The following is a 26,376-nucleotide window of genomic DNA, read 5'->3' as shown; positions in this document are numbered from 1 at the left end:
GAAGAAGGGCCGACGGAGGACACTGAGTGAGCGACATGATGCTGAGCGGGGGCGGCCGTCCTGGGGCGCCGCCTGCGCCGGACACGGACCGTGAAGCAGCGATCACGCTGCTGTACCGGGCGCAGTGGGCGGGCATGGTCCGGCTGTCCCTGCTGATGCTGGGTGACCGGCCGTCGGCCGAGGATGCGGTCCAGGAGGCGTTCGCCGCGATGTACCGGCGCTGGGACAAGATCAAGGACGGCACCCGGGTCGAGGCCTACCTGCGCTCCGCGGTACTGAACACCAGCCGATCCGTACTCCGGCGCCGCAAGCTCGCGCTGCTGCACCGGGGCCAGCCCGAGCCGGCCGTTTGGTCAGCGGAGAGCGCGGCAATGATCGGCGAGGACCGCCGGGAGGTGCTCGCGGCACTCGCGACGCTCCCCGCCCGGCGGCGCGAAGTACTGGTGATGCGGTTCTATCTGCATCTGTCCGACGCGGACATCGCGCAGACCCTCGGCATCACCGAGGTGTCGGTGCGGTCGACGGCGTCACGCGCTCTGAAGAGTCTGGGCCACAAGTTGAAGGAGGACCGATGACCAAGCACCTGGAAGAGCGGTTGTCGGAGGCTCTCGACACCGCCGCCCGGACCGTACCCGACAACGCAGTACCGCCGGAGCTGTTCCCAGCGGAGGGTGGCCGTACTACTGCCGCCACCGAGCGGCGATGGGTGCCGGTGCTGGCCATCGGGCTCGCAATGGCCGCTGTGGTGGTCGCGGTGGCGATCCCGATCGCCGTCTCGCGGAACAACTCGGCACCACCCGCCTCGAGCGTGTGCCCGGCGCCGCCCGCGGTCCAGGAGCTGCCCTTCGGAAAGCAGAACTACACCGACCCCGACTACGCCGACTTGAACAAACTGCCGTTCGGGCCGTCGCCGAGGGTGCCGTTCACGATGGCGAAGGATGCCGATCTGGACGGCGGCTATCTGGAGGACCGTGGCGTCCGGGTGCCACTGGCCAGCGGTTCGCAGGTCTACAGCATCGGACGGGTCGAGTGCGGCTGGGCGGCGTACAGGCAGTCGGGGAAGAGCGGCGACGCGGCTGAGGTCGGCGTGCTGAGTACCGACGGGAAGTACAGGTCGTTCGGGCTGGTGACCGGTGATGGCGCCTCGCTGTCACCGGACGGCAGTCAGCTGGCGTACGTCGCTCTGCTGGGCAAGGCCAAGGCGTCGGTCGTCACCGTGTCGGTTGTCACCGGCAAGCAGCTGGCGGCGGTGCCGGCGGGCGTCAACTCCGAAGTGGTCGGGTGGAACAGCCACGGTGTGTGGTTCATGCCCGACCGGGACAAGTACGTGACCCAGGTGTGGACGCCAGGCGGCAAGCCAGTCGCGGTGGACACCGACGAGCATCAGCTGACGGCGTACCGGGGGACGGACCGGATGCTGCTCACCGATCAGGACGCGACGCCGGCCGGCACCGGGCAGCCCGAGCCGGGCGGCACCCCGTCGCAGTGCGTGCGGGTGGTCGCGCTGGATAGTGCGTACAAGCTGGCCACCGTGCTGGAGAAGTGTGGGGGCGCGGCCGGCACGCTGTCGCCGGACGGCCGGGTGCTGGTCACCGACGCCGATGGCATCGTTCAGGCCTACCTGATCGGCGAGGGAACCGAGCCCCGGCTCCGGATGTCCTCGATGCTCGTCACGGTCGACCACGAGACGGTCTGGGAGGACGCGACCCACCTGCTCAACTCCGCCGGCCTGCGGACGGATCGGCAGGTCACTGTCCGATGCGACGTGATGAGCGGCGCCTGCGAGCGCATCCAGGACGGCCCCCAAGAGGGCGCCCCCGTAGGACCGGAGCTCGGCTACCCATAACCCCGAGCCCTAACGCCTCCGGGACCGCCTACGTCACCTATCGTTGCCTTCTGGTGACTGTGCTCAGGAGGGAATGGCGTGGCGGATCTCAGTGAGTCGATCGGGGTTGCTGCGTCGCCCTTGGCTGTCTATGGGCAGGTCAGCGAGCTTTCGCGGATGGCCGAGTGGAGTCCTGAGTGCACCCGGGTTCGCTGGAGTACGGGTGGGACGCCTGGGGTGGGGTCGCGGTTCATCGGGTACAACCGGGCCGGCGTGCTCCGGTGGGTCACGCAGGGCGAGGTGGTCGAGGCGGTGCCGGGTGAGCGGTTCGGGTTCCGGATCACCTTCGGGCCGGTGCCGATCGCGCTATGGACCTATGAGTTCGCCCCGGACGGCGCCGGCGGCTGCACGGTCACCGAGTCGTGGACCGATCGGCGGCCGGCGGCGTTGAGGACTGCGTCCGGATGGATCTTCGGGGATCGGGCCAAGATCAACGGGTACGGCATCCACAAGACGCTCGGCCGGCTGAAGGTCAGCCTGGAGTCGGTCTCCTGAGTCTGCTCGGTTTGGCTCTGACCGTGGCTTCTTGCTAATCTGTTCCTTCGCGCGTGTGCGTTGGTTCTCACCCGTGCACGGCACCACTCTTTCCTGTACTGATCCCAAAACTGATCGAGGCTCTGCATCCGTGGCGAACATCAAGTCCCAGATCAAGCGTAACCGCCAGAATGAGTCGGCCCGGCTTCGCAACAAGTCGGTGAAGTCGACCCTCAAGACGGCTGTTCGCCGCTTCCGCGAGGCTGCCGACACCGGCGACTCCGTGAAGGCGCAGGAGCAGGCCCGCGTTGCCGCCCGCCTGCTCGACAAGGCAGCCAGCAAGGGCGTCATCCACGCCAACCAGGCTGCGAACCGGAAGTCGTCCATCTTCAAGAAGGCCGCTTCCCTCTGATCCACGCCTAACGATCGGCCTCTCCACACCGGAACCAGGCCGATCGTTTTTGCGCGCCCGCAGGTCTCTGCTACCTGCGGGCCTGCTTCCACTCCCACGGCAGCGACCGCAAGCTCGGCGCAACTGCTTCCTCCCGGCGCCCGGCTCCCCACCGTGGCCGCTGCATGAACTCCGCCGCGGCAGGACTTGCCTCAGATCGAAAGGCAAGTAGGTCAGCAGTGGGCCAGCCGTGGGTCAGCGGCGGCCGTGGGCTCGGCTGACCGTGATGACCATGCGTTCGAGTGCGTAGCCGGCGTCGCCGGAGGCGCCTTTGACGTCGGCGTCGGCTTGGGCTACCGCTTTGATCGCGGTCGCGAGGCCGCCGGCGGTCCAGCCGCGGGACTGTTGTTTGAGGGTCTTCAGCTTCCACGGAGGTACGCCGACCTCGCGGGCCAGGTCGGCTTCACGGAGCCCGCTCGGCGCACTCGAGTACTTTGCCAGTCCGCGCAGGCCGCCTGCCATCGCGCTCGTCACCAGTACGGCGGCGACACCGCAGTCGAGTGCCCAGCGCAGCTGTTCGAGCGCGGGCTCGGTACGTCCGGCGATCGCCGCGTCGGCCACCGCGAAACTCGTCACCTCGGCGCGACCGCCGAAGTACTGGCTGATGAGTTCGGGGCTGATCGGCTGGCCGCCCGAGTCGGAGACGAGCTGCGAACACGCTCCGGCGAGCGCCCGCAGGTCATGCCCGACGGCATCGACCAGCGCATTGGCGCCGCGCTCGTCGATACTGCCGCTGAGCAGTCTGATCTCACCGAGGACGAACTGCGGCAGCTCCCAGGTCTTCGGCGCGGTCGCGACCACCTCGTTGACCGAGGCTTTCCGCAACTTGTCGAGAACACCCTTGCCCTTCTGCCCACCGGAGTGGACGAGGACGACGAGCACATCCTCCGACGGCGCACCGGCGTATTCGAGCAGGTGCGGGACCATCTCGGCGGGCAGGTTCTCGAGGGTTCGGAGCACCATCACCCGCTCAGCCGCGAACAGCGACGGTCCAGTGAGCTCGGCGAAGGCACCAACATCCAGATCGGCCCCGCCGAGCTCGGTCACCTCGATCTGGACGCCACCTTTGGAGACGGCGACAATCGCGGAGCGAACGGCCCGGTCAGCGAGAAACGCCTCCGGACCGGTGACGAGCAGGACGTCGCCAAGCTTGGGCGCGGAGTTCTTTCGAGCAGCCATAACGCCCGCCAGCATGCCATGCCCTCCCGACATTCCCCATCAGCCCTCCCGCAGGTCCCCAGACCAGCCTCCCCGGCAACTGCTGCAGAGCTGCCCACCAGCAGGTTCCAAGGGGCGCGTCGCCAGTCGCCTCCAGCGAACTGAGCACTTGAGATTCCGGGATCGCATTGCCGGCAACTGCAGCAGATTTAGCACCACCGGGTGGTTCCAGGGTCCGCGCTGCCAGCGCCTGCAGCAGAGCTGAGCACCGAAGGCTTCAGGATCGCGTCGCCGGCGCCTGCGGCAGAGCTGGGCAGCGGCGGTTGCTGAGCATCTCGGCGTACGGCGGGTCGTTTCAAGGGCTGGTTCGTCGGGTGGTGATGGAGAGGTAGCTGTCGGGGTTTTGCAGGGCGATCGAGCCAGAGGTGTCGGTACGGGCGATCTTCATGCCCTGGTGGTTGAGGAGGTCCAGGGTTCGCGGCGCCGGGTGGCCGTAGTCGTTGTTGAGGCCGGCGGAGATGATCGCGAGCCTGGCCTTCGTCGCCGCGATGAAGGCAGGGTCCTGCTGGCCGGAGCCGTGGTGCGGGACCTTCAGTACATCGGCTCGCAGGTCGGCGCCGCTGGCGAGAACTGCTCGTTGGGACTCGGGCTCCAGGTCGCCGGTCAGGAGCAGGCGGAGGCCGGCGACCTCGGTCATCATCGCGATACTCGCGTTGTTCTCGGGTGAGCCTTCGTCGGTGGAGGTTGCTGTGGACTTGCCGGTGAGCGCGGGCACACTCGCCGGCCACAACGAGGTCCAGCTAACTGGGCCGACCGTGCGTTTCTCTCGGTAGGTAACAGTTCTGATGGGGATCCGGTGCTCGGCGGCGAGTGCTTGGACGCGCTTGTACTCCGCGGGCGGCGAGAAGTACGGCGTCACCTCGATCTCGCCGACTGTTCTCCCCTGCAGTACTCCTGCCAGGCCGCCCGCGTGGTCAGCGTGGAAGTGGGTGAGCACGACGACGGGTACGTACTTCACATCAAGCTCGCTGAGGCAGCGGTTGATGGCCGCCGGGTCGGGGCCTGTGTCTACGACTACCGCAGTACTCCGACCTGCGTGCAGAACCAACCCGTCCCCCTGGCCAACGTCGCAGGCGACCATGAGCCAGTCTCCGGGCGGCCAGCCCGGCGAGCGGACTGGCCGCAGAATGACGACTGCCAGCAGGGCCAGGGCAAGCAGCATCGCGATCGGGCGCGCGAGTATTCGGTGCAGGCCGACCATGAGCGCGACGCAGAGCAGGGTCAGCACGGCGACGCCGATCACCGTGGCGGGCCAGGCGCTGGAGGCACCGGGCAGATCGGCCCCCTTCTCCGCGATGAGGATGATCCACCGCGCCGGCCAACCCGCCGACCAGCCGAGGAGGCGGGCCAGATCTGCGCTCAGCAAGGCGATCCCGGCCGCCCCGAAGCCAAGGATCGTCGCCGGCCCCACGGCGGGTCCCGCTAGGAGATTGGCTGCGACGGCCACTAGCGAGACCTGACCGGAGAGCCACGCGACCACCGGAGTACAGGCGAGTTGTGCGGCGAGTGGGCAGGCAACAGCCTCTGCGAGGCGTACCGGCATCCACCGGGCGAGCGCATCGCGCCAGCTCGGTCCCAAGAGGACGATGCCAGCGGTCGCCAGTACGGACAGCGCGAATCCGGCGGACCTGGCGAGCGAGGTATCGACCAGCAGCAAGGCGATCACCGCGACCGACAAGCTCCGCGCCGCCCGCCGCGTTCCGCCGCCACCCGTCATCGCAGCCAGCGCGACCAGGCCCATCACGGCTGCTCTGAGAACACTTGGCTGTGGCCGGGCGAGCACCACGAACACGACGACCATGACGAGCCCGACGACGGTCAGCCCGCGAGCCCGTACGCCGATGAGCCGGGCTAGAGGGAGCACAAACGCCAACAGGAGCGTGAGGTTGGTACCGGAGACTGCCGACAGATGCGTGAGCCCAGTCGTCTGGAAATCCTCGGCGAGCTCGGATGGCAACCCGGACTCGTCGCCCATGACGAGCGCCGGTACCAGCCCGCGTACCGCCTCTGGCTCACCAGCCACTGCTTGCCTCAGCCCAGCGCGGACTCGCTCAGCCGCCCGCAACCACCAGGCGGGTTCATCGAGCACCTGAGGCGCCACCCGCGACGACAGCATCGCAGCCACGTCGCTGCCCTTATCGACCGGCTGGAGCCGCCCGGTCGCTTCCACGTGCTGACCAAACCTCACCTCCTTCCAGTGCAGGGATCCGATCACCAACACCGGCGTATGAACTCGTGCTGCCGCTCCCCTACCACTCACCTCCTCGACAGTTGCCCGAATCACCAAGTACGGCGGACGCCGACTGCCCGGGCTACTGCGGACCACCGGGTCCCCCATGACCTTCAGCCGCACCTTCACCGCTGCACCCGACTGCGCCAACTCCATCACCGGCCCCGCCTGCAACCTCTCCACCTGCAACCCTGCAGCCACCGCCATCCCCACCACGACAACCCCAACCCCCAGCGCAGTCGTCATCACCCGCCCCACCAACCACCGTCCGGCCCCTGCCGACCGCCCCCGGCCAGTCCCCGACCACCACCCCCATCCAGGCTCCCCAGTCCCCCGCTCCCGCCCAGGCTCCCCAGTCCCCCGCTCCCGCCCAGGCTCCCCAGTCCCCCGCTCCCGCCCGGGCTCCCCCGGCTCCGGCTCCGGCTCCGGCTCCCAAGCCCACCGCTCCCGTCCGGACTGCCCAGCCCACCCGGACTCACCGGACTCACCGGGCTGCCCAGACTCCCTGGAATCGCTGGACTCGCGGGAATGCCTGGACTCACCGGAATCACGGGAATGCCTGGATTCGCCGGACTGCCTGGACTCACCGGATTGCCCAGCCCACCTGGAGTCACCGGACCGTCCGGACTGCCTGGACTCGCCGGGCAGGCCGGGCATGCCGGGCATGCCGGGCAGGCGAGGTTCCCGTGCGCGCTCGGGCCGCTGCGCCAAACCGGGCAGCCGCCGCACGTCCGGCTGATGTCTGCCTCCGATGCCGGCCCGCCGGGACACTACGGTTGGTTGCCCTCCGGCGAGCCGTGACCATCCGCGGAGGCGGGCCGTCAGGAGCGCGGCGCCCATTGCGGAGGCCGTCAGGGCCGCTACCCACACGGCAGTCGATGTGCTTGCTCCGACGAGCAGCGCGGCGGTCAGCCAGCCTGCGGCCGCTGGGACGAGTAGGCGCAGGTCGGCCCTGTATTCCTGTCCATCAGCCTCGGCCCCGGACGCATAATCTCGCTCCTGCCCGCCAGGCTCAGCCCCAGACGTACGGCTTCGCTGCTGCCCAGCAGGCTCAGGCCTGGATGTATCGCTTCGCTGCTGGTGATCAGGCTCCGGATTGGGCGTGCGGCTTCGTTCCTGCTCGTCGGAGTCAGACTCGGACATGGGGCTTCAGTGATTCGAATTTCTTGGGGCCTACTCCGGGGACTTCCTGGAGTTCGTCGGTGCTGGTGAAGCGGCCGTGCTCGTTGCGCCAATCGAGGATGCGTTGGGCCAGGACCGGTCCGACGCCGGGCAGGCCGTCGAGCTGGGCGAGGGTCGCCGTGTTCAGGTCGACTGGCGTAGCGGCAGGTGCCCTCGGAGTACCGGGTGGCTGTCCTGCGGTGGGTGTGCCTGCAGGCGCGAGCGTGGGGACTCCGACGACGATCTGCTCGCCGTCGGTGACTTGGCGCGCGAGGTTGAGCGTCGTCAGGTCGACCCCTGGCAGCGCTCCACCCGCTGCGGCCAGTACGTCGGCGACCCGCGAGCCCGTCGGCGCATGAACCAGCCCAGGACGACGGACTTTGCCCGCAACGTGCACCACGACCGTCGCCGGAATCCCGGCCACGCCGGGTGAGCCCGCCGAGCCCGGCAAGCCAGGCGAACCTGGTGAGCCGCCGTTGCTCTGGGCTGAAGTTGTCGCTCCCAGACCGGGAGTGGCCACTGGTGAGCCGGTGCTCAGGCTGCTGGGTGGGTTGGGGATGGTCTCGGGGTTCGCACGGAAGAGCGCGTAGGTCGCCCACGCCAGGCCGACGAGAAGAACCAGGGCAAGTACGACCACATGGCGCGGAGACAATGTCCATAGCGGTCCCTTCAAGCGGTCGGGCAGAGCTGCCGTTGGTGTCCACCCGCCTCTGACTTCGTCGGGGTCTCGTGCCTCCTCGGGGTCTTTCGGGTGAGTGGCGGCGTGGAGCCGGGAGAGGGCTTGTCGGCGGGCTTCCGGGTCCGGAGGTGGGGGTCGGCGGGAGAGCTTCACACCAGGGAAAGTACGAGCCTTCCCGGCGCTCGCCGGAAGAACTTCTCAGCCTGGGGACAACCGCCTCAACCGTCGTCCTCGACGCGGTGAGTGCCCAGGTGGTCGACGCGGAACTTGAATCCATGGCGAGTTGTCCATTCCTGGGTGTGGTCGTCGACGCGCTGGACCTTCCAGTCGCCGTGGGTCTTGACCCGGTGGCTGAATCGCCGCAGGGGTGAGAGATTCTCGGTGCTCGTTTGCTTCGGTGGTCCGTTCGGATCGAATGCTTCGATGTGGTCGAGGTCGATGCTGTCGGTGGTCATAGCGGTGCCGTAAGGGAACTGCTCGACCGGGTAGGTGAGCTTGACCTGTTCACGGATCCGGCGCGGGATCTCGTAGGCATCGACACTGACGCCGACCCTCAGATCGATCACCGGCTGGATGACCACCTGGTCGTGGCCGAGGAACTCCTGCAGCCGCTTCACGTAGACGGGACCGTACCCTTCGACGCGCGCGACTCCCTGCCCGGCGAGGAGGACCTCGTCGGTGATGTGGGCATAGATGACCGTCTGTCTTGGTCTCCGCGTGGTGTAGGCGGACTGCCGGATGGCGGAGATCTTCTTGCCCAGCTCCCGGCGAGCGGTCCAGTCCATTCCGCGATCCGGCTCCTGCGCCTCGTCCACCCGGTCAGAAGACCGGTCAGAGGACCTGGATGAGTCGAGCGGCTGGGGCGGATCGAGAAGGTAGCCCTCGAAGGCAGGAGAGCTGGGGTACGGCGAGTCGTCTGTGAAGTCGTCGCCATCAGACTCGTGGTCGAACTCGATGTCGTCCGCCTGGCCAGCCGATTCAGCCGCAGGCGCCGGAACCGACTCGTCTCTGCGCGTTGCTGTCGGCGCACCCCATACCCGCTCCTCTGCGGCCTGATCAGCCGCCTGCTCATCGGCATCCCCAGCCGTTGCGCCGGGCTCGAACTGGCCGGCGAACTCAGGAGAAGCGGTCAGATGCTGGGCGACCTGGAGGAGCTTGTCGGCCAGCGCGGGGTCGGCGATGACGCCGATCGCCTTCGCGCGGCGCTGATCCAGGGAATCGGTGTCGCCGAGGGCGGCGAGAGCGTTGGCGATCTGGGTGACATTGGCGTTGAACCGGATCACATCGCCCGTGCTGGCGCGCACGAACAACATCGTGGTGCCGTGCTCGTCGGTTCGCCCGGCCCAGACTCCTCGTTTCCGGGCCCTCTCCTCAGCCTTTGCCTGAGCGATCTCCGGATCGGCCTCCCACATCGCTGCGCGGACGATGTTCGCCAGACGCAGTGGTGGTACCGAATCGATGATGCCGGCGACTCTCCGGTCGACGATCGCCGCGGCCTCCTGCGACAACTCCATGCAGGCGGCCGCGATCTTGCGGGCTTTCCAGGCCGCCGCGTGTCCCGAGAGCATCTGCGCGTAGACCAGCGGGAGTCGATGCCTCAGTGCCAGCGCCTCTCCGAGGAAACGCGCCGCGGCTCCCGCCGACCGACCGGTGACAGCGCCGAACTCCGCGGCGGCGAACTCCCCGACCACGGGGCACCCTGCACCGCCGTATACAACGCCTCGTTCCCCACCTCGGACCGCCGCCTCGGAGAGCGTCGCCGGGTCAGGATGCAGGTCCACGAAATGCAGACCGAGGCGTATCTCGGCCACTTCCGCCTGTGACTGCAAGGCACGCATCTCTGCCGCCGCGTCGAGTGTCGCGCGGGCGTCGTAGCCTTCCAAGTCCAATGGGAACATGTGTTCGACTATACGTCACCATCGGTGTTGATGCGAAATCGCGAGTGGCTCGTTTCCCCTTATCCACAAGGGGAAAAAGACACCACGAGGAACGACGTATTTTCGTGTAGGCCGGTCAGATCGAGGTCGGGATAGGGGTGACGATGGTCAGCTCGTTGCCCTCAGGATCGGTGATGGTGCGGTGCGCCGGAGTCTCCGCGGCCAGCAGTCTCCCGCCGGCAGCGACAGCAGCATCGAGGCGGGATTGGAGCTGCTCAGCTGGGACGGCGAGCTCGAAGTGGAGGCGGTTGCGTTGGCGGCGGCGCTCTTCGTCCGCGGCGTCCATCGGCTGGAAGAAGAGGACCGGGTTGAGCCGGCGCGGGTCGCAGATGTCGGTCAGGCCGGTCCGTGGGTCGTGCTGGTAGCCGAGCACAGTCGTCCAGAAGGCCCGTACTGCGGTGATGTCGACCGCATCCAGGCCGAACTGCACGAAGCGCAGGCGCGCTGGGTCCGCAGAGAGTCCCAGATCGTGCGCAGCGGTCTGGATCCGGACTGCCAGTTCCGCGAAGCTCGCAGGATCGTTCTCCCACTCGTCTTTGCCGCTGTCGATCGTGACGCCGTCCGGCCGGAGGTCGATCAGCAGCGGCCGGGCCGCGTCGTCAGCCAGGCCGGCAACCGCCGCGGCGAGTCGGCTCGCCTGCTCGGCCGATGCGGTCGGATAGAACACCATCGCGCCGAACATCGCCCACCAGTCGGCGGCCTCCGGCCCATCCGAGAGCTCAGGGCCCGGTACGAGATCGAGCTCGTTCCCTTCCGGGTCGGCGCGCGTGAACTGCCACGGGCCGTACCCGTCCCCGCCGACGGCAGCCTTGACAACCTCCACCGCTTCGCGCACCCGGCTCACGTCGACATGGATCCGGTTGCGCAACGGCCGTGGCTCAGCCAGCTCACGGAACGAGATCGCCGGGTCCCGTCGCAACGGATCCGCGAGGCCGTTGTCAGCGGTCGGCTCGTAGGCGAGCGCTGCCTGCCAGAACGACCTCACCGAAGCTCCGTCAGCGGCATCGATCACAAGCCGCAAGGTCTGCAGCGCGGCCGGATCCGCGGTCAGGCCCAGCTCCCGAGCCGCAGCCGAGATCGCGCGAGCAAGCGCGACATCGGCCGGGGACGGAGAGTCCGGTACGCCGATTCGCACGCGCACCCCGCCGACGCGCAGATCCACGTCGGGTAGGCCACTGTCGCCCGTCAACTCAGCGATGCGTCCGACCAGCGCGGCGCCAGTGGTCAATGACGGCGCGGCGAACCACGCGCTAGTACTAGCGTCGAGAACCCGCCAGTCCTCGACACCATCGACTTGCTCGAATTCGCTCTTGGCCATGGCTCAACGTAGGGCAATTCGCGGACGCCCCCCGTCCGCATTCGCGGATACCGCGCCGAGCTCGCCCAAGCCAGCCCAAGGCGGGGAGCAAAGGAGGTCAGCGGGGGGCGATGACCACGGCGAGCATGCCTGGGCCGACGTGGGCGCCGATTACGGCGCCGACCTCGCGGAGGACGATCTCTTCTGCTTGGGGGAGGCGTTCGGCGAGGCCATCTGCCAGGGTGTGGGCCTTGTCGAGGTTGGCCAGGTGGTGGACGGCGACCTGGACCGGGCCTTCGCCTGCGCGTTGGACGGCGATGTCGGCCAGTCGGGCGATCGCGCGGCTCGACGTACGGACCTTCTCCAGCGGCACGATCCGCCCGCCGCTGATGGTGAGCAGTGGCTTGACGGCGAGCGCAGTACCGAGGAGTGCTTGGGCCGCGCCGATCCGGCCGCCGCGTCGTAGGTACTCCAGTGTGTCGACATAGAAGTAGGACGAGACCGCCGCCATCCGCGCGCGAGCCGCCGCCTCCACGCCCGCCTGGTCGGCGCCATCGGCAGCGGCAACCGCAGCGGCGAGGACCGGGAAGCCCAGCCCCATCCCGAGCGACCGCGAGTCGACCACGCGCACCGGGATCGGCGACTCCTTCGCCCCGATCATGGCCGCCTCGAACGTGCCCGACATGTCCCCCGACAAGTGGATCGACACGATCGACTCGGCCCCGGCGGCGGCGCACTCGGCGTACGTGTCCGTGAACGACTGCGGCGCCGGCCGGCTGGTCGACACCGGGGTGAACGTCTTGAGCGCCTCGGCGACCGCGTCCGAGCTGGTCGCGCCGTCGTCGTACGACGTCCCGCCGATCACCACCTGCAGCGGTACGACGGTCAGCGGGAGCCGGAACACCTCGTGCGCCGACAGACCCGCGGTGGAGTCGGTGACGACGTGCACGCGGGCTGACATGCAGCGAGGTTACCGGACAGTTTTCGTCGGCGCCTGGTGTCAGACTCGGTCAATGAAGGAGACGAACGAGGAAGTCGAGGAACTGCAGCGGCTGCTCGAGGCCGCCTACGAGCGATCCACGGAGCATCTGCAAAGCATCGTGACCGCCGAGCGACGGCTGACCGCGACCGAGCTGGTCCAGGTGCTGCAGGGGATGTGCACGCTCAATCTGGCGACCGTGACGGCGAAGGGCGAGCCACGGATCAGCGCCGTCGACGGGCACTTCCTGCATGCGCGCTGGGTGTTCACGACCTCGGGCCAGGCGGCCAAGGTGCGCCAGCTCAGGGCCCGACCGGCGGCGAGCATCTCGTACGTCGACGGCGAGCGGATCGGCGTCTTCAGCCACGGGCGGGTGGAGTTCCTCACCACCGACCACCCGGACTTCGCCGAGATCGAGGCGCACCTGGTCGCCCACTACGGGAGTTCCCCGTCGACCTGGGCCGACGAGATCGCCTACTGCCGGCTCGAGCCCCACTGGATGGTCGGCTACGCCCACGACAAAAACCGCGGTACTCCCGAGCCGCTGAGCCGAACCGGTACTACGCCGCGAGCCCAGTCGACGCCGGGTTGGTCGACTGGGCTGTGGATGGGTGCCGCGGCGAGGTGGAGCGACCATCCCCTGTGTGGTCCTCCACCTCGCCGATAGAGCTGACTCCCCCTCGGTGTCAGCTCATTTGGCTTGGTACCGGCTGTGCGGTGAGCCGTCCCCTGTGCGTCTCACCGCTGTTCCCCCCGGGGAGCCCCAGCGGTCGACCCACCGGCAGGTGACCAAACCCGCCGGCTTTCCCGTGTCGACCGGACCAGCACTCGTCCCCTGTGTCGTGTGCCTGGTCACTGCTGGGACCCCGCCCCGGGTCACGTGCCCTGACGGTGCACGGCCCCCGGTGTGAGGTAGGGCAGCTCCGCACGATCCAGCACTCCGGAGATCTCGACAATTGTTCGGCGCCCCCACCGTCCGACCGTCGGATGTCTTCCGCGTCGCCTGCTCCAGCTTCGAAGTGCTTCCCGGCAGTGCGGCGCGCCGTGACTTCTTGGTCATGGTCATCGCCTCCTTCTCTGCCCGTGTGGCTCGAATCCGGTCTCGGATCTCTGTCTCGTGGAACCTGCCCTACGGGGGTAATTCTTGTTCTGACGGACATGTCAGGACGAGGCAGAAGCACCGGCAGTTCCCCGGCAGCTTCCTCCGATCCCCGTCACGAAACCCGACCCCACTCGTCGGGCGCCGACACCAAGGAAAGGACGGGTCAGGAGAGGGCGGTGAGTAGCTCGTCTGCCATCCGGCGGACTGCTTCGGCGGGGTCGGGGAGGGGCCAGCCCTCGGCGACCGGAGCGCTCTCGCAGGACTCCTGGAGGACTGCCCAGGCCGTCGGGAGCATCGGCGGGTCCATCGTCCGCTGCCAGGCCAGCAACTGCCCACAGAGCTGATCGGCCTGCTCGTGCTGCTCCAGAGCGTGCAGCACGGCCACAGCCTCAGGCATGACGTCCAGCAGGTAGACCACTCGCCCCTCGAGCAGCAGCCGGCTCACAGCATCCCGGATAGACGACCTGGCCTGCTCCAGATCCCCCGCCCGCCGAGCGAGCCGGCTCCGGTAAAGCATCACCAGATAGTCGAAGTACCCCCGGTGCCCGCGAATGTCCGCGTCGGCCTCATCGATCAGCGCCTGCGCCAGCTCGAACCGCCCAGCCTGGAACTCCACCATCGCCAGGCACCCGGCCACCTTCGTCCGCTCCGGGTCATCAGACGCCTGGCTGCCTCTGGCGAGCTCCGCCCACCTCCGGGCCTCCGACAGGTTCCCCAGCTCCAGCTCGACCCGGCACAGCGCCATGTACGCGATCTCATCCGGATACACCCCCGGGTTGGCCAGTGCAGCCTCCCAGGCGAGCAGTAGCTCCTTGGCCTCAGGCAGCCTCCCCCAGCGCGCCAGGGCCAGCCCACAGATCGCCTGCACGGTCGCAGACCGCTGCACGTCGCCATGCGAGACCGCGTCGGCCACCAACGCCGGTATCTCCGCCAGGCTCAACGTGTCGAGCAGCAGCGACCCCGACGACACCCAGCCGCCACGAGCCATCAGGCCCATCTCCGACTCGGGCGAGATCAGGTTCCGAGCCTCGCCGTAGTACCTGCGGGCCGCCCGCACGTCACCGGTCAGGTTGGAGAGCCGCCCGGCGATGGCCAGCAGCCGGCCGCTGACCTCCTTGTCCTGGACGTTCTCGGCGCACAGGCTCGCCCACTGGATCCCGCTCTCGGCCAGACTCGCCTGGTACTGCCAGGCGATCCGGAACCCGAGCACGATGGCAGCAGCCGTGTCCCATTGCCCCAGCGAGGTAGAACGCTCCAGCGCCACCTCGAAGGTCGCCGAGTTCGCGTTGGCTGCCCGATAGCGCCGGTCGCGGTCCGGGCTCGACCAGGCGCCGTCCAGCCCCTCGACGTACGTCGAGCACCACGCGACGGTCCGATCCTTGAACTCGACCAGGTCGTCCCCCTGCGAGGACAGTCCCGCATAGGCGTGCTCGCGGATCGTCTCCAGCATCTTGTACCGCGCGCCGTACAGCTGCTCGAACTCCAGCACCGGCTGCAGCAGCGACTTGTCCACCAGTTCGGCCAGCAGCATCGGCACGTCCAGCGGGTCGATCGGCGCCCCCGTGCACACCCCCACCACCGCGTCGAGGGTGAACGGCGACCCCAGCATCGACGTCCGGTACAGGAGCTGCCGCGCAGGATCCGACAAGGCGTCGACGCTCCACGCGATCGTGTCGGCCAGCGTCCGCTGATGCGGAGCCCCGAACCGGCGCGGCCCCGACAGCAGCCGGAACCGGTCGTCCAAGGCAGTCAGTATGGTCTCCACCGACAACGACCCGGCTCTGGCCGCCGCGAGCTCCAGCGCCAATGGCAGCCCGTCGAGTCGCTGGCAAAGCCGAGCCACCGTCGCCGCGTTCTCGGCGGTCAATGCGAAGTCGGGACGCACCCGAGCCGCCCGCCGGCAGAACATCACCACGGCCGGCGAAGCCGCGATCTCGTCCAGATCCTTGTCATTGGCCGGTACGCCGAGCACCTGCACCCGGCGGACCACCTCATCGGGCAACCCGAGCGGAATCCGCGACGTCACCAGCACGCCGATCCCCGGGAAACTCCGGACCATCCGGTTGGCCACCGTCGCAACCCCGTCGAGCACGTGCTCGGCGTTGTCCTCGACGATCACCAGGTCACCCGGCTTGCGCCCGGACAACACGTCATCGAGATCCGACGTACCAGGAGCCGTCCCGAAAGCGTCAAGGATCGCCGACGGTACTGCGGCGTCGCGCTGCACCGTCGTGAGGTCGACGACCACCACGGTCGTGTCCACCGAGGAGACCCGATCGGCAGCGGCCAGCGCGAGCTCGGTCTTGCCGACGCCGCCCGGCCCGACCAGCGTCACGAGCCGGTTCTGCCGGAGCAACTGCTCAAGCTCCTCCAACTCCTTGTCGCGGCCGACGAGGCCGTCCGGGATCGGCCTGGTCCCCCGCCAGCGCAAACCCGTCGGCGCGGGGTCTGCCACGGCGATCACGGGCCGCACGGTCGCATGACCCGCGGCGGCCAGGAAGCGTCCCGCATCCGCGTCACGCAGCCCCAGGCCCTCGGCCAGCAGCCGGACGGAGTCCTTGCGCGGCCGGGCGACCCGGCCCGCTTCGAGCTCGCGGATGGTCCTCACGCTGAGCCCGGCCTTGTCGGCCAGCTCCTCCTGCGACAGTCCTGCCTGGACTCTCAGGTCGAGCAAGAGATCGGCAAAACCACGCCCTCCCTCAGCCCGGCCATCCCCGTCCGACAAAGCCCGTCACCCCTTCAGAGCCTCACAGTCCCCCCACAACATAGCGTGACAGGGCTGCCGGGGTCGTATGCACCCAGTGACCACACTTCGAGACGGGCTGTGCTTGGCACTTCTCCCACCCCACCGCCCCGGTCCAGGCAAACGATTGTTTGCCGCCTCAGGCGCTGACGCGAACCGAACTCGATTCATTTACCGGGGCATATAGAGAGAGCACGCCGGTCCATTCCTCGATCCGGGCCCGGGTGTCCGCCCGGCCCGAATCCGCATTCAACAAGCTGCCGTCGCAGATACTCCTGGTCGCCCGGACCAAGAGCTCGCTACCAACACCGAGCCAGTGCTCACGCAGGTTCCCCATGGCCGCCATGTGGAGTATTCAAGCGGAGACGTGTTTCGCATACGTAACGCATTCGGCAACATCGCAATAAGTCACCAATAAGCTCTGAAGCAATTGAAATAAAAGTTAACTCGGCAACCAGGACAGCCGGACCTGTCGCTGCGGATTGTCCACGTTGGTGTCGACCAGACAGATCGACTGCCACGTCCCGAGCGCGAGCCGCGTACCGATCACCGGGATCGACGCGTACGGCGGGATCAGCGCGGGCAGCACGTGATCGCGCCCGTGCCCCGCCGTACCGTGCCTGTGCTGCCAGCGGAAGTCGCGGGGCAACAGCTCTTCCAGTACTGCGAGGAGGTCGGTGTCGCTGCCCGCGCCCGTCTCCAGAATCGCGATCCCGGCCGTCGCGTGTGGGACGAACACGTGCAGGAGTCCGTCACCCTGGGCCTGGTGGGCCTGGGCGGTGACGAACTCCTCGCACTTGCTCGTCAGGTCGAAGACGACCTCGCGGCCGCCCGTTCCGACGTCGATCAGCTCTGAACGCATTCGTGCAGCGTCTCAGGCAGGGACGATGTTGACCAGCTTCGGCGCGCGGACGATGACCTTGCGGGTTCCCCGGCCGTCCAGGGCCTTCTGGACAGCCTCCGAGGCCAGCGCCAGCTCCTCCAGCTCGGCGTCGGTGATGTCGGGAGACACCTCGAGCCGGTCCTTCACCTTGCCGGCGATCTGGACGACGGCGATGACCGAGTCCTCGACCAGCAGAGCCGGGTCGACCTTCGGCCAGCCGGCCTTGGCGACCGTGGGCTCGTGGCCCAGGTTCTCCCACATGTCCTCGGCCGTGTACGGCGTGACCAGGCTCAGCAGGATCGCCACCGTCTCGACCGCCTCGCGGACGGCCGGGTCGGCCGCCCCCGGGCCGGAGTCGATCGCCTTGCGGGTCGCGTTCACCAGCTCCATCGTGCGGGCGATCATCACGTTGAACCGGTACGAGTCAATCAGCTCGGCCGCGTCGGCCACCGTCTTGTGGGTCAGCTTGCGCAGCGCCAGGTCACCGGTGGAGAAGTCCACTCCGACCTCGGACTCGACCGACCCGCTCAGCCGCCAGGCCCGCTGCAGGAACTTCAGCGAACCACCGGGCGACAGGTCGGCCCAGTCGATGTCGTCCCCGGGCGGACCGGCAAAGACCATCGTCAGCCGGATCGCGTCGACGCCGAAGGTGTCCAGCTGGTCGCCCAGGTTCACCCCGTTGCCCAGCGACTTGCTCATCGACTTGCCCTCGTTGATCACCTGGCCCTGGTTCATCAGCCGGGTGAAGGGCTCGGTGGCGTCCAGCAGCCCCATGTCGTGCAGCGCCTTGACGAAGAAACGCGCGTACAGCAGGTGCAGGACGGCGTGCTCCTTGCCGCCCACGTACTGGTACGTCGGCATCCAGCGGCGCGCGGCCTCGGGGTCGAACGGTCCCTCGGTGTAGTCCGGCGAGATGTAGCGCAGGAAGTACCAGGACGAGTCGACGAAGGTGTCCATCGTGTCGGTGTCACGCTCGGCGGGACCACCACACTTCGGGCAGGCCACCTCGACCCAGTCGCGGGCCGACGCCAGCGGCGAGACACCCCGGGGAGCGAGAGCCGAGCCCCGCAGGTCAGGCAGCTCGACCGGCAGCTGGTCGTCCGGAACGGCCACCTCGCCGTCGACCGGGCAGTGGATGATCGGGATCGGCGCACCCCAGTAGCGCTGCCGGCTCAGCAGCCAGTCGCGCAGCCGGAAGTTGATCGTCCGCTCGCCCAGGCCCTTGCCCTCCAGCCAGTCGATCATCGTCGACTTGGCCTCGGCGACGCCCAGTCCGTCCAGGCTGATCTCGTCGTTGGCGCTGTTGATCGCCGGCCCGTCGCCGGTGAACGCCTTGCCGTCGAAACCATCCTCGGGCTGTACGGTCCGGACGATCGGCAGGCCGAACTTCTCGGCGAACTCCCAGTCGCGCGAGTCCTGGCCGGGTACGGCCATGATCGCGCCGGTGCCGTAGTCGGACAGCACGTAGTCGGCGGCCCAGATCTGGATCCGCTCGCCGGTCACCGGGTTGGTCGCGTAGGCGCCCAGGAAGACACCGGTCTTCTCCCGGTCGGTGCTCAGCCGCTCGATCTCGGTCGACGCCTTGACGGCCTTCAGGTACTCGTCGAAGGCCTCCTGCTGCGCCGGCGTGACCAGCTCCTCGGCCAGCTTGGAGTCCGGCGCGACGACCAGGAAGGTGGCGCCGAACAGTGTGTCCGGGCGAGTGGTGAAGACCTTGATCGGCTCCTCGCGGCCCTCGACCGCGAAACCAGTGAAGGCGCCCTCGGAGCGACCGATCCAGTTCCGCTGCTGCAGCAGGATCTCTTCGGGCCACTCCAGCTGGTCCATGTCGTCCAGCAGCCGCTGGGCGTACTCGGTGGTCTTGAAGTACCACTGGGTCAGCTCGCGCTTGGTCACCTCGAAGCCGCAGCGCTCACAGCGGCCCTGGACGACCTGCTCGTTGGCCAGCACGGTCTGGTCGTTCGGGCACCAGTTCACGTACGACGCCTTGCGGTAGGCCAGCCCGCGCTCGAAGAACCGCAGGAACAGCCACTGGGTCCACCGGTAGTACTCCGGGTCGGACGTGTGCAGCCGGCGCGACCAGTCGAAGCTCAGCGCGTACCGCCGGATCGACTCCGCCTGGGTCTCGATGTTGGCGTACGTGTACGTCGCCGGGTGCTCGTTGCGCTTGATCGCCGCGTTCTCGGCGGGCAGCCCGAAGGAGTCCCAGCCGATCGGGTTCAGCACGTCGTAGCCCTGCTGGAACCAGTACCTCGACAGCAGGTCGTGCAGCGCGAACACCTCGCCGTGACCCATGTGCAGGTCACCCGACGGGTAGGAGAACATCGTCAGCGCGTACCGGCGCTCGGCCGAGCCGTCGTCGCGGGCCTTGAACGGGTCGAGCTTCTCCCAGACCGGCCGCCACTTGGCCTGCATGGCGTTGAAGTCGTAGCCGCCGCGGTCGATCGCGTCGTCCGCCTCGTGCTCCACGTGCTCGCTCACCGTCGTACTCCTGCGTCTAGAGATGTCATGGGAACCCTGCCGAACGTGCCCGGAAACAAAAAAGCCCCTCGCGCAGGAGGGGACGCCGTACTGGTCAGCGCTCAGAAGGCGCCAGTACGGCTAACTAAGGAGCAGGGTCACTCGCATACCACTCAGATTACCGCATCCCGCCGGGGCAGTCCGAACGGGCACACTCCAGGGGCCACCAGGCCAGCTTCTAGCCGGAGATTAGCCGGAGACGAAGGACGTACCGCCCGTACGGCGGTACTCCCCCGGCGTACGGCCGTAGTGCCGCTTGAACGCGGTGGAGAACGGCCGCACGTCGGAGTACCCGCAGCGACGCGCGACCTCGGTCACGGTGAAGGCCGCGTCGAGTAGTAGCTGTGCAGCGAGCTCCAACCGCAACCGGCGCAGGGTCGACATCATCGAGGCGCCGACGACCTGCCGGAAGAGTCGCTCGGCATGCCGCTCAGACAGGTGCACTGCGGCCGCTACCTCCCGCACCGTCACCGGACGGGCCAGGTTGTCCAGCAGATGCCGCTGCATCGCCTCCACCACCACTGGCCCTCTATCCCGTACTACGGGATCGACCGACAAGTCCTGGTCGAGGGCGAAGGCGCGAGCCGTGTCCAGCACGAGCGCAGCCCCTAGAGCCGCCACTGCCTCGCCATAGCCAGACCGCGGCTCCGCTGCCTCACCTGCGAGCGCAGTAACCACAGCCGGCAACCCACCGACGGCGGTAGACACCACTGGACCGGCTGCCCGGGTCAGCCCCGACCACCAGCCAGTACCGGAGACAGCATCCACCGGGCGGAAGGTGAACCCCCAGAAGGCGATCCCCAGCGGTGCCGACCGGCTCGACTCGATCTCATGCACGTCCCCCGGCCGCGCCAGGAACAGATCCCCCGCGCTGACCCCATACTCCGCTGAGCCGCAGTTGAACCGCCCCTCCCCCGAGTACGCCAGACACACCTCGTGGAAGGAGTGGCTGTGCCAGTAGTTGCGCCAGTACTCCGGCCGGTAGTGCCCCCAGCTGACAAAGTCCGCCCGGAAGCCCCCGACCTCGCAGGTCTCGAGCAGCCCCGCGAGGTCGACGAACCGCTCAGCAGCGGCGACAGCTGCGAGGCTCAAACACTCCCCCTGCCAGTCGGGTCGATCCCTCTCAGGATCATGCCCTGCCCGAGCGAGTGGTCGTGGGTCTTCACGGTCGGCGGGTCGGACGGGTCGCGGTACTGGACGAGCCAGGTTGTCCGTGGCTCGCTGCTCACGTTCACCCCGGAGCCGTGCACGGTCAGGTACGTGAAGAACAAGACGTCTCCAGCCTCGGCCGGCTGCGGGATCGCGTCGTCAAACGGAACGTCGGGCAGGTGGAACGAGCCTTCAGGGTCGTGCTCGCGCGGCCCGGCCAGATGGCTGCCCGGGATGATCCGCACGCAGCCCTTCTCCTCCGGCGCGTCGTCGAAGTGGAAGATCGCGGCGCCGACCCGGTGGTACTTGTGCGGGAAGAACGGATAGTCCTGGTGCAGCGGGAAGGGCGAACCGTTCTCCGGCGGCTTCACGAACAGCTTCGTGTGGTGCAGCTGGACGTCCTCGACCCCCATCACCGCAGCGGCCACGTCGGTGAAGCGCGGGTCCACCAGCAGCTTCGAGAAGGCCGCGTCGTAGAACTGCGCGTCGTGCAGATGCCGCAGCCGGGTCTTCGCACCCGACATCCCCATCGCGGACTGCCAGGTCGGATCGTCATCCCGGTTCAGCCGGGCCAGCAGCGCATGGCCGGCCTCCCGGTACGCCGCTGCCTCTTGCTTGCTGAGCAGGCCTTTCACCAGTACGAAGCCTTGCTCGGCGTACTGCGTGGCCAGCGCCGGCAGCTCCGGCCGGCTCTGCATGATCGTCATCTCGGATTCCTCCTGTTCGGGTACTACCGAGCGTAGGAACATCGGCGTCCGAGCAGCAGGATCTGCCCGGACGCCGATGTTCGTCAAACAGACATGACTACAACCCCAGCTGCCCCAACCGGACGCTGATCCGGGGGTCGGTGGAGACCACCGGGTTCTCCTTGCGTACCCACGGATCGCCGTCGAAGTACGTCTGGAAGATCTTCTCCGCCGTCCGCGTCGCCAGCGCCTGGCTGGTCAGCGTCGGGTTCGGCCCGCCGAGCCCGTTCGACAGCGCCGAGTTGTCCGCGATGAACAGCCGCTTCACCGCGCGCGTCTCGCCCCGGTTGTCGAGCACCGAGTTCTCCTCGGACTCGCCCATCCGCATCGACGACTGGACGTGCAGGATGAGCGGCGCCCAGTCGATCCGGTAGACCTTCTTCGCGCCCGCGCCGCGCAGCAGATCGGCCGCCTTGCGGGCCATGAACTCGCGGTTCTTCAGCGTCCGCTTGGTCCGCTTGCGCTGCTGGAAGGTGACCTTCGGGATCGGCCCGTTCTCGTCGGCCGGCAGTGCCGAGGTGGTGACCCGGTTCTGCGCCTCGACGTCGTCATCGGTGATCACCAGCACGGTGAGCAGCTTGTCGATGCCGCCGGACAGCAGCTCTTTCAGCTCTGGTCCCGCCACCCGGCCGGCCGGGCCATCCCACGGCCCGGTCGCGCCCCGGCCGTTCTTGTACTGGCCACGGATCCCGCTGTCGGACAGCGACGCGGAGAAGGCGCTCAACGCCGGCGGCAGCCCGACGTTCTCCAGTCCCCCGTACGGCGGGTAGTCCAGCCGCGCGCTCGACCCGACGCCCTTGGGATTGCCGGTGTAGTCGTCGAACGACCCGATCATCCAGTCGAAGAAGTGATCGGTGTAGCCGCGCCCGACCCAGCCGTTCGGGTTCGGCAGGCCACTGTTGAACCACAGCCGCGGATTCTCCGTGCACCCACCGGACATCACCACGACCCGAGCGTCTTCGCGATGCTCGTCACCCGTCACGTTGTCCCGCCACGTCACGCCGGACGCGGTCAGTACGCCGTGCCGCGACTCCGTGTGGACCCTGGTGACGTAGGCGTCGGCGATCAGCTCGGCCGGCTTGCCACCGCGCGTCCAGACCTCGGCCGTCAGCGCCATCGGTACGTAGCTGTTGTCCGTCGAGCGCTTCGCGAACTGGTTGCGCGGGGCACCGTTCGGCCGCATGCAGCCCTGGAAGCAGTAGCCGCAGAAGGTGCAACCGGTCGCCTGCGGGTAGTTCAGCAGGTTCTTGTCCGACGTCTTGCCCGCGGTGCCACCGGGCTGCAGGATCGCGTTCTCCTGCGGCCGGTACGACGGCATGCGGGTCGTCTTGGTCGTCTGGACGGGCAGCCCCATCGTCTCGGCGCCCTTGAAGAACAACTGCTCCTTGTGCCCCATCGCGGCCGTCTGGACGGGCATGATCGCCTCGACCCATTCGAAGTACGGGACCATTTCCGAGTAGGTGAACGGGAACCGGTGGTTCACGTCGTACTCGTTGCGGTCGGCGCCGTCGTACCCCTTGAAGACACCCGGGTACGCGCGCGGGTAGTTGCCGTAGAAGTGCTGCGTGGTGCCACCGACGCCGGACAGCTGCCAGACGAACGAGTTCTGCGGCCATTCCCTATACCACGCGGGCTTGGACCGGTCGGTCGGGCCGAGGCGGAAGTACCCGCTGAGCGGGTTGTTCGCGTCCTCCTCGAACGTCGACCACTCCTCCCGCGGCTTGGCGTGCCGCGGTCCGGCCTCGAGCAGCAGGACGTCGAGTCCCTTGGCCGCCAGCTCCTTGGCGACCACCGGGCCACCACCGCCGGCTCCGATCACGATCACGTCGCGCATCAGTCGTGCACCTCTTTACGCCCTTGGTAGTACCCGATGAAGTCGTCCCAGCCCTCGACCGGGCCGTCCGGCTGGTAGCCGGTGAGTGCCCAGCCGACCGGCCGCTTGCGCAGCGTCTTGGTCTTCTTGTCCAGTACCGCGAACTCGCTGTACGCGCCGAAGGTGGCGAACTCGATCAGCGCGCCGCCGACGAACTTGAGCAGCCCGGACACGGACTCCTGCAACGGCTCGGGGAACTGCACGTCCAGCAGGGCGATCAGATCCGAGTCGGTCTTCTCGATCAGCTCGAACGTCTTCGCCTTCTCGGCGTACGTCAGCCGCGCGAACGGCGACAGGTGCGGCCCGTTCACGGCGGCCGGGTTCACCTGGGTCGCCATCAGGTTCAGCAGGCCGGCGATCGGGAACGACAGCGGGATCGCCTCGTCGCTCTGCAGCAGCGCTGAGAACGCCTGGTCGAGGCTGCGCAGCTCAGCAGGCAGTATTTCGAGGCCCGGCAGGCTGATGCCCGTGTCGGCCAGTCCCGTCACCAGAGCGGCACTGATCGGCTGGGCGAGCGCGTCGGGGAACGGGACGAAGTTGTCCAGCGCGGTGATCATGAAGTCGGTCGCGCCGGCCTCCATCGCACCGGGAGTACGGCTGGAGGCGCGCTGGGTCCGGGAGTACTGGTCCGGGCCGGGCAAACAGAAGGCCGTCAGGCCATTGAGGGTGTCGCGGGCCAGTGCCGCGAGGACGGGGCGGACCAGGTCCACCGCGGGCGGGAGGAGCGGGTTCGTCGCGGCGGCGGCAGGGTTGAGCAGGCTGCGAGTGAGCAGTCCGCCACCTCCCAGCGCCGCGCCGAGAACGCCGATCCGGGCCAGGAAGGCCCTTCGGGCAAGAGGAACTGCTGCAGGCATACGGGGTCCTTCGCAGTGAAATGGGGGCTACGCCGGGATCCCACGTCAGGGAAGGAACCACCGGCACCACTGGTCCTACAACGACCAGTGGTGCCGACAGGTCACTCGCTTGTTTCTGCCGCTTCGTCTGTCGATTTCTCCACCGGTACGACGATCGGCCGCAGCCGGGCCCAGCCGATGAACACCGCGGCGAAGACGAGCATCCCTATGCCGCCCCACAGGTTGATGTTGATGCCGTCGGCCTTGGCCACCTCGGCGGGGTCGGCGATGATGCCGAGGATCGTCAGCACCAGGCCGTAGATCGCGATCAGCAGCGCGATCACCACCCGGATGTCGAACGCGCCGGCCTTCTTCTTGTCTGCCATCTCGTGTTGCTCCTTCCGGGTCTCAGCCGAAGACGATGTTCAGGACGACGACCATGGCCAGCGATATCCCGGCCAGCACGGTCGGCTTGCGGTACCAGCCGTGGTCGCCTTCCTCCGCTACCTCGGTCCGGTCCTCCTTTGGCGTCAGGGAGTAGACGAGTCCCTTGAGCTCCTCATCCGACTTCGGTCTGGTCGCCATACTGACCAGGATGCTGACCAGGATGTCGACCACGAAGGCCGCACCGGCCCCGACGAAGCTCGCGCCCTGCCCTGGCAGGTTGATCACCCCGGTCTCCGAGAGGATGAAGACCAGGATCGCCGTGGACGTACCACTGACCAGGCCGACCCAGCCGGCCGTCGCCGTCATCCGCTTCCAGAACATACCGAGGATGAAGGTGGCGAACAGTGGCGCGTTGAAGAACGAGAACAGCTGTTGCAGGTAGTCCATCAGGTTGCTGTAGCCGGACGCGATCGCGGCCGTGCCGATCGCGATGACGGTGCCGCCGACGGTCAGCCACCGGCCGGTCCGCAGATAGAACGCGTCGTCGCGGTCCTTGACGATGTACCGCTCGATCAGGTCATAGGTGACGACCGTGTTGAACGAGCTGAGGTTCGCCGCCATCCCGGCCATGAACGAGGCCAGCAGACCGGTGATCGCCAGCCCGAGCATGCCGTTCGGCAAGAGGTCACGCATCAGCAGCAGCAGTGCGTCGTTGTAGGTCACCGATCCGCTGCCGGTCTGCTTCAGCTCCTTCAGCTCCGGGACGGCGACCGCGGCGATCATGCCGGGGATGATCACGATGAACGGGATGAACATCTTCGGGAACGAGCCGATGATCGGCGTCCGCCGGGCTGCCGACATGTTCTTGCTCGCCAGCGCCCGCTGGACCTCGACGAAGTTCGTCGTCCAGTAGCCGAAGGACAGCACGAAGCCGAGGCCGAAGACCAGCCCGATCACGGACAGCCAACTGGTGGTGAAACCGCTCAGTTGCTCACCCGGCCAGGCATGCAGCTGTTGTGAGCCGCCCTTCGGGTCGGCGGTGATCTTGTCGACCAGGCCCTGCCAGCCGCCGACCTTGTGCAGGCCGATGATGGTCAGCGGCAGCAGCGCCGCCACGATCACGAAGAACTGCAGCACCTCGTTGTAGATCGCCGCGGACAGGCCGCCGAGGGTGATGTAGCTCAGCACGATCGCCGCGGCGATGATCAGCGACAGCCAGATCGGCCAGCCGAGCAGTACGTTGACGATGGTCGCCAGCAGGAACAGGTTGACGCCGGCGATCAGCACCTGGGCGACGGCGAAACTGATCGCGTTCACCAGATGCGCGGGTTTACCGAACCGGCGCAGCATGAACTCCGGCACGCTGCGGACCTTGGAGCCGTAGTAGAACGGCATCATCACGACGCCGAGGAACAGCATCGCCGGGATCGCGCCGATCCAGAAGTAGTGCACGGTCGGCATCCCGTACTGCGCGCCGTTGGCCGACATGCCCATGATCTCGATGGCGCCGAGGTTGGCCGAGATGAAGGCCAGCCCGGTCACCCAGGCAGGCAGCGACCGGCCGGACAGGAAGAAGTCCAGGCTGTTCGAGACCGCGCGTTTGGCGAGGTACCCGATGCCGAGGACGAAGGTGAAGTACAACGCGATGATGATGTAGTCGATCGCTGAGGCATCCAGCCGCAGAATCGAGTCTTGCGCAATCACAAACCGGTCCTCCGCATCGTCGGTCGTGACGGATAGTGATGCTACCGGTGAGGAACGTTACTCTCCCCCGCCGACAGAACCGCACCCGGCCGCGCCGGGCGATTTTCTCCATCCCGATCTCCATC

General features: G+C 67.9%; 20 protein-coding genes. 5 read left to right on the top strand and 15 right to left on the bottom strand.

The window, feature by feature from the left end; translation table 11 throughout:
- The first annotated feature begins 35 nt into the window (after window positions 1-35).
- The 4 genes from G3I17_RS29700 to rpsT all read left to right on the top strand — a co-directional run bounded on the left by G3I17_RS29700 (window position 36) and on the right by rpsT (window position 2,771).
- Window positions 36-575 (top strand): SigE family RNA polymerase sigma factor, encoded by a 540-nt coding sequence (locus G3I17_RS29700; RefSeq protein WP_239063051.1) that lies wholly within the window; start codon window positions 36-38, stop codon window positions 573-575.
- Complete coding sequence (locus tag G3I17_RS29695; protein ID WP_164600922.1) at window positions 572-1,846, top strand: hypothetical protein; 1,275 nt, start codon at window positions 572-574, stop codon at window positions 1,844-1,846. Before G3I17_RS29700 ends, G3I17_RS29695 begins: the two co-directional genes overlap by 4 nt.
- 78 nt (window positions 1,847-1,924) lie before the next feature.
- Window positions 1,925-2,380: an SRPBCC family protein gene (locus G3I17_RS29690; protein ID WP_164600921.1), complete on the top strand. Its 456-nt coding sequence runs from the start codon at window positions 1,925-1,927 to the stop codon at window positions 2,378-2,380.
- Window positions 2,381-2,510: 130 nt separating this feature from the next.
- Complete coding sequence (gene rpsT / locus G3I17_RS29685; protein ID WP_164600920.1) at window positions 2,511-2,771, top strand: 30S ribosomal protein S20; 261 nt, start codon at window positions 2,511-2,513, stop codon at window positions 2,769-2,771.
- Between the two features lie 234 nt (window positions 2,772-3,005).
- Here the strand turns inward: rpsT and holA are convergent, their stop codons facing one another.
- The 6 genes from holA to G3I17_RS29650 all read right to left on the bottom strand — a co-directional run bounded on the left by holA (window position 3,006) and on the right by G3I17_RS29650 (window position 12,293).
- Window positions 3,006-3,989 (bottom strand): DNA polymerase III subunit delta, encoded by a 984-nt coding sequence (gene holA, locus G3I17_RS29680; protein WP_164600919.1) that lies wholly within the window; start codon window positions 3,987-3,989, stop codon window positions 3,006-3,008.
- A gap of 334 nt (window positions 3,990-4,323) precedes the next feature.
- Window positions 4,324-6,504 (bottom strand): ComEC/Rec2 family competence protein, encoded by a 2,181-nt coding sequence (locus tag G3I17_RS29675; RefSeq protein ID WP_239063028.1) that lies wholly within the window; start codon window positions 6,502-6,504, stop codon window positions 4,324-4,326.
- 883 nt (window positions 6,505-7,387) lie between these two features.
- Window positions 7,388-8,071 (bottom strand): ComEA family DNA-binding protein, encoded by a 684-nt coding sequence (locus G3I17_RS29665; RefSeq protein ID WP_203590942.1) that lies wholly within the window; start codon window positions 8,069-8,071, stop codon window positions 7,388-7,390.
- 245 nt (window positions 8,072-8,316) lie between these two features.
- The gene (locus tag G3I17_RS29660; protein ID WP_164600918.1) at window positions 8,317-9,996 is read right to left on the bottom strand and encodes a DUF222 domain-containing protein; all 1,680 of its coding nucleotides are present in this window, start codon (window positions 9,994-9,996) and stop codon (window positions 8,317-8,319) included.
- 115 nt (window positions 9,997-10,111) lie between these two features.
- The gene (locus tag G3I17_RS29655) at window positions 10,112-11,353 is read right to left on the bottom strand and encodes a VOC family protein (protein ID WP_164600917.1); all 1,242 of its coding nucleotides are present in this window, start codon (window positions 11,351-11,353) and stop codon (window positions 10,112-10,114) included.
- 97 nt (window positions 11,354-11,450) lie between these two features.
- On the bottom strand, window positions 11,451-12,293 hold the full coding sequence (locus G3I17_RS29650; protein WP_164600916.1) for a DegV family protein: 843 nt from the start codon (window positions 12,291-12,293) through the stop codon (window positions 11,451-11,453).
- A 52-nt stretch (window positions 12,294-12,345) separates the two neighbouring features.
- Here G3I17_RS29650 and G3I17_RS29645 point away from each other — a divergent pair, with 52 nt between their 5' ends.
- A complete protein-coding gene (locus G3I17_RS29645; protein WP_164600915.1) occupies window positions 12,346-12,978 on the top strand; it encodes a pyridoxamine 5'-phosphate oxidase family protein in 633 nt (210 codons plus the stop codon).
- A 598-nt stretch (window positions 12,979-13,576) separates the two neighbouring features.
- On the opposite strand, the gene G3I17_RS29640 is transcribed toward G3I17_RS29645, so the two are convergent.
- From G3I17_RS29640 to G3I17_RS29600, 9 genes are all read right to left on the bottom strand, one after another.
- Window positions 13,577-16,087 carry a helix-turn-helix domain-containing protein gene (locus tag G3I17_RS29640; protein ID WP_203590941.1) on the bottom strand — a complete coding sequence of 837 codons (2,511 nt, stop codon included), beginning with the start codon at window positions 16,085-16,087 and terminating at the stop codon, window positions 13,577-13,579.
- A gap of 511 nt (window positions 16,088-16,598) precedes the next feature.
- Window positions 16,599-17,018 carry a YjbQ family protein gene (locus G3I17_RS29635; protein ID WP_164600913.1) on the bottom strand — a complete coding sequence of 140 codons (420 nt, stop codon included), beginning with the start codon at window positions 17,016-17,018 and terminating at the stop codon, window positions 16,599-16,601.
- Window positions 17,019-17,030: 12 nt separating this feature from the next.
- A complete protein-coding gene (gene leuS / locus G3I17_RS29630; protein WP_164600912.1) occupies window positions 17,031-19,520 on the bottom strand; it encodes a leucine--tRNA ligase in 2,490 nt (829 codons plus the stop codon).
- 228 nt (window positions 19,521-19,748) lie between these two features.
- Window positions 19,749-20,651 carry an AraC family transcriptional regulator gene (locus G3I17_RS29625; RefSeq protein ID WP_164600911.1) on the bottom strand — a complete coding sequence of 301 codons (903 nt, stop codon included), beginning with the start codon at window positions 20,649-20,651 and terminating at the stop codon, window positions 19,749-19,751.
- Window positions 20,648-21,415, bottom strand: a complete 768-nt coding sequence (locus G3I17_RS29620) for a phytanoyl-CoA dioxygenase family protein (RefSeq protein WP_164600910.1) — start codon at window positions 21,413-21,415, stop codon at window positions 20,648-20,650. The genes G3I17_RS29625 and G3I17_RS29620 overlap by 4 nt, the downstream gene beginning before the upstream one ends.
- Before the next feature lie 97 nt (window positions 21,416-21,512).
- Window positions 21,513-23,288 (bottom strand): GMC family oxidoreductase N-terminal domain-containing protein, encoded by a 1,776-nt coding sequence (locus G3I17_RS29615; protein ID WP_164600909.1) that lies wholly within the window; start codon window positions 23,286-23,288, stop codon window positions 21,513-21,515.
- Window positions 23,288-24,181: a hypothetical protein gene (locus tag G3I17_RS29610; protein ID WP_164600908.1), complete on the bottom strand. Its 894-nt coding sequence runs from the start codon at window positions 24,179-24,181 to the stop codon at window positions 23,288-23,290. Before G3I17_RS29610 ends, G3I17_RS29615 begins: the two co-directional genes overlap by 1 nt.
- A gap of 101 nt (window positions 24,182-24,282) precedes the next feature.
- Entirely contained in the window at window positions 24,283-24,546 is a 264-nt protein-coding gene (locus tag G3I17_RS29605; RefSeq protein ID WP_164600907.1) for a hypothetical protein, read from the bottom strand.
- Window positions 24,547-24,568: 22 nt separating this feature from the next.
- The gene (locus G3I17_RS29600; RefSeq protein WP_164600906.1) at window positions 24,569-26,251 is read right to left on the bottom strand and encodes a sodium:solute symporter family protein; all 1,683 of its coding nucleotides are present in this window, start codon (window positions 26,249-26,251) and stop codon (window positions 24,569-24,571) included.
- Window positions 26,252-26,376: the final 125 nt, after the last annotated feature.

Source organism: Streptomyces sp. SID13031, assembly GCF_010548305.1.
Taxonomy (GTDB): Bacteria; Actinomycetota; Actinomycetes; order Propionibacteriales; family Kribbellaceae; genus Kribbella.
Note: the sequence above shows the minus strand (reverse complement) of the source record. Positions and strands in the feature narration are given on the sequence as shown.

Coding starts and splice junctions, on each gene's coding strand:
- G3I17_RS29635 (WP_164600913.1), bottom strand. CDS start 17,018: ATGCGTTCAGAGCTGATCGACGTCGGAACGGGCGGCCGCGAGGTCGTC.
- G3I17_RS29660 (WP_164600918.1), bottom strand. CDS start 9,996: ATGTTCCCATTGGACTTGGAAGGCTACGACGCCCGCGCGACACTCGAC.
- holA (WP_164600919.1), bottom strand. CDS start 3,989: ATGGCTGCTCGAAAGAACTCCGCGCCCAAGCTTGGCGACGTCCTGCTC.
- G3I17_RS29620 (WP_164600910.1), bottom strand. CDS start 21,415: ATGACGATCATGCAGAGCCGGCCGGAGCTGCCGGCGCTGGCCACGCAG.
- G3I17_RS29695 (WP_164600922.1), top strand. CDS start 572: ATGACCAAGCACCTGGAAGAGCGGTTGTCGGAGGCTCTCGACACCGCC.
- G3I17_RS29700 (WP_239063051.1), top strand. CDS start 36: ATGATGCTGAGCGGGGGCGGCCGTCCTGGGGCGCCGCCTGCGCCGGAC.
- G3I17_RS29610 (WP_164600908.1), bottom strand. CDS start 24,181: ATGCCTGCAGCAGTTCCTCTTGCCCGAAGGGCCTTCCTGGCCCGGATC.
- G3I17_RS29655 (WP_164600917.1), bottom strand. CDS start 11,353: ATGGCCAAGAGCGAATTCGAGCAAGTCGATGGTGTCGAGGACTGGCGG.
- G3I17_RS29650 (WP_164600916.1), bottom strand. CDS start 12,293: ATGTCAGCCCGCGTGCACGTCGTCACCGACTCCACCGCGGGTCTGTCG.
- G3I17_RS29645 (WP_164600915.1), top strand. CDS start 12,346: ATGAAGGAGACGAACGAGGAAGTCGAGGAACTGCAGCGGCTGCTCGAG.
- G3I17_RS29605 (WP_164600907.1), bottom strand. CDS start 24,546: ATGGCAGACAAGAAGAAGGCCGGCGCGTTCGACATCCGGGTGGTGATC.
- G3I17_RS29615 (WP_164600909.1), bottom strand. CDS start 23,288: ATGCGCGACGTGATCGTGATCGGAGCCGGCGGTGGTGGCCCGGTGGTC.
- G3I17_RS29675 (WP_239063028.1), bottom strand. CDS start 6,504: ATGACGACTGCGCTGGGGGTTGGGGTTGTCGTGGTGGGGATGGCGGTG.